We start from the raw sequence: 4,014 nt of genomic DNA, 5'->3' as shown, positions 1-4,014 counted from the left end.
GCCCTTGTGACCGGCGCGGGTCCCATCGGGATCATGGTCGCACTGGCTGCGCTGGCGGGCGGTTGTGCCAAAGTCTTCATCTCCGATCTGGTGGATGACAAGCTCGGCGTCGCGGCGGCCTATGACGGGATCGAACCGATCAATGTCACCCGCGACAATCCCGCCGAGGTGCTCGCCGCCGCAACGGATGGCTGGGGCGCGGATGTGGTGTTCGAATGCGCGGGCGCGCCGCGATCGGTGCAATCGGCGCTGGAGGCCGCGGCGCCTGCGGGCTGCGTCGTGTGGGTGGGCATGCCCCCCGATCCGATCCCGTTCGATCTGGTGCTGGCCCAGTCGAAGGAGCTGCGCATGGAAACCGTGTTCCGCTACGCCAACATGTATGACCGCGCCATCGCGCTGATGGCCTCGGGCAAGGTGGACCTAAAGCCGCTGATCTCCGAGACCTTCGCCTTTGCCGACAGCATCGCCGCCTTCGACCGCGCCGTCAAAGCCCGCCCCACGGATGTGAAAATCCAGATCAAAGTGGCAGAGGGATGACCCGAAGAGCGCCCCGGCTTCACGTCCGGGGCCATCTCGTAAGCCGCACAAAAATCAGAGGAGTACAGCCATGTCGATCCGTCCCGCCACGTCCCTCAGCATGGCGCAGCCCACGATGGAAGGCGCCGGGGTTCATCTGCATCGAGCGTTTGGCTTCCACGAGCCGCGCCGGTTCGATCCGTTCCTGCTCTTCGATGATTTTCGCAACGATGATCCGGCGGCTTATGCAAACGGGTTTCCGTGGCATCCCCACCGTGGCATCGAGACGATCACCTATGTGCTGTCAGGCGAGGTCAGCCACAGCGACAGCCTCGGCAATACGGGAACGCTCGGGGCCGGTGATGTGCAGTGGATGACGGCTGGGTCCGGGATCATGCATCAGGAGATGCCGAAGGGAAATGCGCAGGGCCAGATGCACGGCTTTCAGCTCTGGGCGAACCTGCCAGCCAGCCTAAAGATGACCGAACCGCGTTATCAGGACGTCTCCAGTGGGGATATCCCCACTGTCGTTGACGATGACGGCACCTCTGTCCGGGTCATCATCGGCGATTTTTGGGGCAAGACCGGGCCGGTGGACGGCATCGCCGCCGAACCGCTCTATCTCGACGTCTCTGTTCCCGCTGGCTTGCGGAAACGGCTTAAGGTCGACACCTACCGCAACACCTTCGCCTATGTCTTTGCCGGAGCGGGTCGGTTCACCGACGCCTCCGCGCCACGGGGGGTGCTACTGGAGAAGGAAGTTGCCGGCCAAGAACTCAACATCCGCGATCTTTCGGGGAACCAGACGCTCGTCCAGTTCGGTAGCGGGGATGAGATCGAGGTGCAGGCAGGCCCTGATGGCATACGGTTTCTGCTCGTCGCCGGAGCCCCCATCGAAGAGCCCGTGGCCTGGCACGGCCCCATCGTGATGAACACACCCGCCGAGCTGCAACAGGCGTTCGACGACTTGCGCAACAATCGCTTTGTCAAATCGGCCCATTGAGATCAAACGGAGGGCAACCCCCATGCAACTGCCCCGCAAGGACCTCTTTGAGATCCCCGATGGCGTGATCTATCTCGACGGCAATTCGCTGGGCGTGTTGCCCAAAGGCGCTGCCGCGCGGGCCGCCCAAGTCATCGAAGAGGAGTGGGGCGGACAGCTGATCCGGGCGTGGAACAGTGCGGGATGGATGGATTTGCCCCGCGTTGTGGGCGATCGGATCGCGTCACTGATCGGCGCGCCCAAAGGTTCTGTGGCCACGGGCGACACCCTGTCGGTCAAAGTCTATCAGGCGCTTGATGCCGCTTTGAAAATGCGGCCAGACCGAAAGGTGATCCTGTCGGACAGCGGCAACTTTCCGACCGATCTCTATATGGCACAAGGGCTGATTGAGACGATTGGCAAGGGTCACATCCTCCGTACGCCGGAACCCGAAGACGTGGTCGAGGCTATTTCAGATGAGGTCGCGGTGGTGATGCTGACCCATGTGGATTACCGGACGGGGCGGATGCACGATATGGACGCCATCACCCGCGCGGCGCACGCTGCGGGTGCCGTGATGATCTGGGATCTGGCCCATTCGGCGGGAGCGGTCGCTCTCGACATCGCCGGGTCGCAAGCCGAATTTGCGGTGGGCTGCACCTATAAATACCTGAATGGCGGTCCGGGTGCGCCCGCCTTCATCTATGTCCGACCTGATCTGATCGATGCCGTTGCCCCCGGACTTGCGGGCTGGATGGGCCACGCCGCCCCCTTCGCCATGGACCCAGGTTACCGTCCGGCCCTGACCACCGAACGGATGCGGATCGGCACGCCACCGATCCTGCAACTCTCTGTCCTGCAGGAAGCCCTGACCGTCTGGGATGGCGTGGACATGGCCGCGATCCGCTCGGCCTCTCTCCGTCTCAGCGACCTCTTCATCGCCGAGGTGGAGGCGCGCTGTCCGGAGCTCATCCTGGCGACACCCCGCGAACCGTCTGCGCGCGGCAGCCAGGTGTCCTTCGCACACCCGAACGGGTACGCGGTGATGCAAGCCTTGATCGATCGCGGCGTCATTGGTGATTTTCGCCCCCCCAATCTCATGCGCTTCGGCTTTACGCCGCTGTACATAGACGACGCTGACGTCATTGCTGCCACAGAGGTCCTGCAAAACATACTCGAGACGGATGCGTGGAAGGCGGCAAAATACCGGCGCGTATCGAAGGTGACGTAGGTTTTCTGGACAGACGTGCGGTCGGCATCGGGCCAAAGCCCAGAGGTTACCGTCGCGACGTTTGGTGAGATCTTTCGTCTTGTGGATGGCGTGGGTCACGTCCGTCAAGGTGTTGTAATTGGTCGGGTGGCCTGAGGTCATGATCAGGTGGCTTGTGTCGTGACGCTGAGAATGGGATCGGTCTGCTCGTGGTCGATCTGGGTGAAGGCTTCGACCTGCATGTAGCGGCTGGCGGTCTGCCATTCGTCGTTCTGCTCGAACAGCACAGCACCGATCAGGCGAATGATTGAGGCTTCGTTCGGGAGTGAGGGCCGGACTGCCATCGGTTCGAAGGAGGGCCCGAACCCGACGACATCGGCGCGGCGTCTGACCTCCTTGTTGAGGCGCTCGATCGGGTTGGTGCTGTGTAACCTGGTGCGGTGCTGGCGCGGGAAGGCCATGTAGGCCAGGACGTCGTGCTCACTGGCATCCATCAGCCCGGCCAGTTTGGGCCAGCGAGAGCGAAGCTGATCTGCCACCTTGCGCCATGTTTCTCCGGCTGATGCGCGGTCGGGCTGGTCGAAAGCCTGGCGGAACGAGCCATTGAGGCGCCATTGGTTCGAGCCCGATGGCGAGTGCGGCCACGACGGTGTGCTGGCCGCGTGACACATGGGCGAGCGCATTGCGCATCCAGTGGACGCGGCAGCGCTGCCCGTTCGCAGGCTCACCCTCAAACACGCGCTCGATGGCGGCACGCAGGCCACTGTGGGCGTCGCTGATCACCAGCTTGGTGCCATCGCGCCCACGCGCCTTCAGTCCCCGCAGGACGTCCATCCAGAAGGGTAAGCCGGGCCAGGAAACGATCCGGGGGATCGTTTCCCCGGTGAACGCTTCCGAAGGGCCTGATCCAAGGCCGATGATCTCACGTCGCCCGTCGGTGTTGGCCGCGACCGCTATTATCGCCGCCACGCTGACGATCCGGTCGCCCTGGCGGACCTTGAGATATGTCGCGTCCAGCCAGAGTGAGCCAATCGAACGCCAATGGTCCGAGAGACATTGGCGAACGGCCATTCGCCGGTGAGCGGGCGGTTCAGGAACTCGTTCACGCGCTCATCAATGTCTTTGCACAGCTTCGACACTGTGCTCTTGGAGATGCCAGACAAGCCCATAGCCTGCGCTAACTCATCAACCCGGCCCGTAGACACGCCGCCCATCCATGCTTCTTGGATCACAGCAACAAGCGCCTTCTCGGACGTCTTGCGGGGTTCCAGAAAGCCGGGGAAATAGCTGCCCTGCCGCAGCTTCG

Annotated in this window: 3 protein-coding genes and 1 pseudogene; 3 read left to right on the top strand and 1 reads right to left on the bottom strand. The window is 63.0% G+C overall.

What is annotated here, in order from left to right; genetic code table 11:
- From FEV53_RS19710 to kynU, 3 genes are all read left to right on the top strand, one after another.
- The coding region (locus FEV53_RS19710; RefSeq protein WP_142836352.1) for a zinc-binding dehydrogenase at positions 1-537 on the top strand (537 nt) is incomplete at its 5' end.
- Positions 538-607: 70 nt separating this feature from the next.
- The gene (locus FEV53_RS19705; protein WP_142836351.1) at positions 608-1,519 is read left to right on the top strand and encodes a pirin family protein; all 912 of its coding nucleotides are present in this window, start codon (positions 608-610) and stop codon (positions 1,517-1,519) included.
- Between the two features lie 22 nt (positions 1,520-1,541).
- Complete coding sequence (gene kynU, locus FEV53_RS19700) at positions 1,542-2,729, top strand: kynureninase (protein WP_142836350.1); 1,188 nt, start codon at positions 1,542-1,544, stop codon at positions 2,727-2,729.
- 143 nt (positions 2,730-2,872) lie between these two features.
- On the opposite strand, the pseudogene FEV53_RS19695 reads toward kynU, so the two are convergent.
- A pseudogene (locus FEV53_RS19695) lies at positions 2,873-4,014 on the bottom strand (IS256 family transposase); the annotation flags it as partial.

Source organism: Palleronia caenipelagi (assembly GCF_007004065.1).
Taxonomy (GTDB): Bacteria; Pseudomonadota; Alphaproteobacteria; order Rhodobacterales; family Rhodobacteraceae; genus Palleronia; species Palleronia caenipelagi.
Note: the sequence above shows the minus strand (reverse complement) of the source record. Positions and strands in the feature narration are given on the sequence as shown.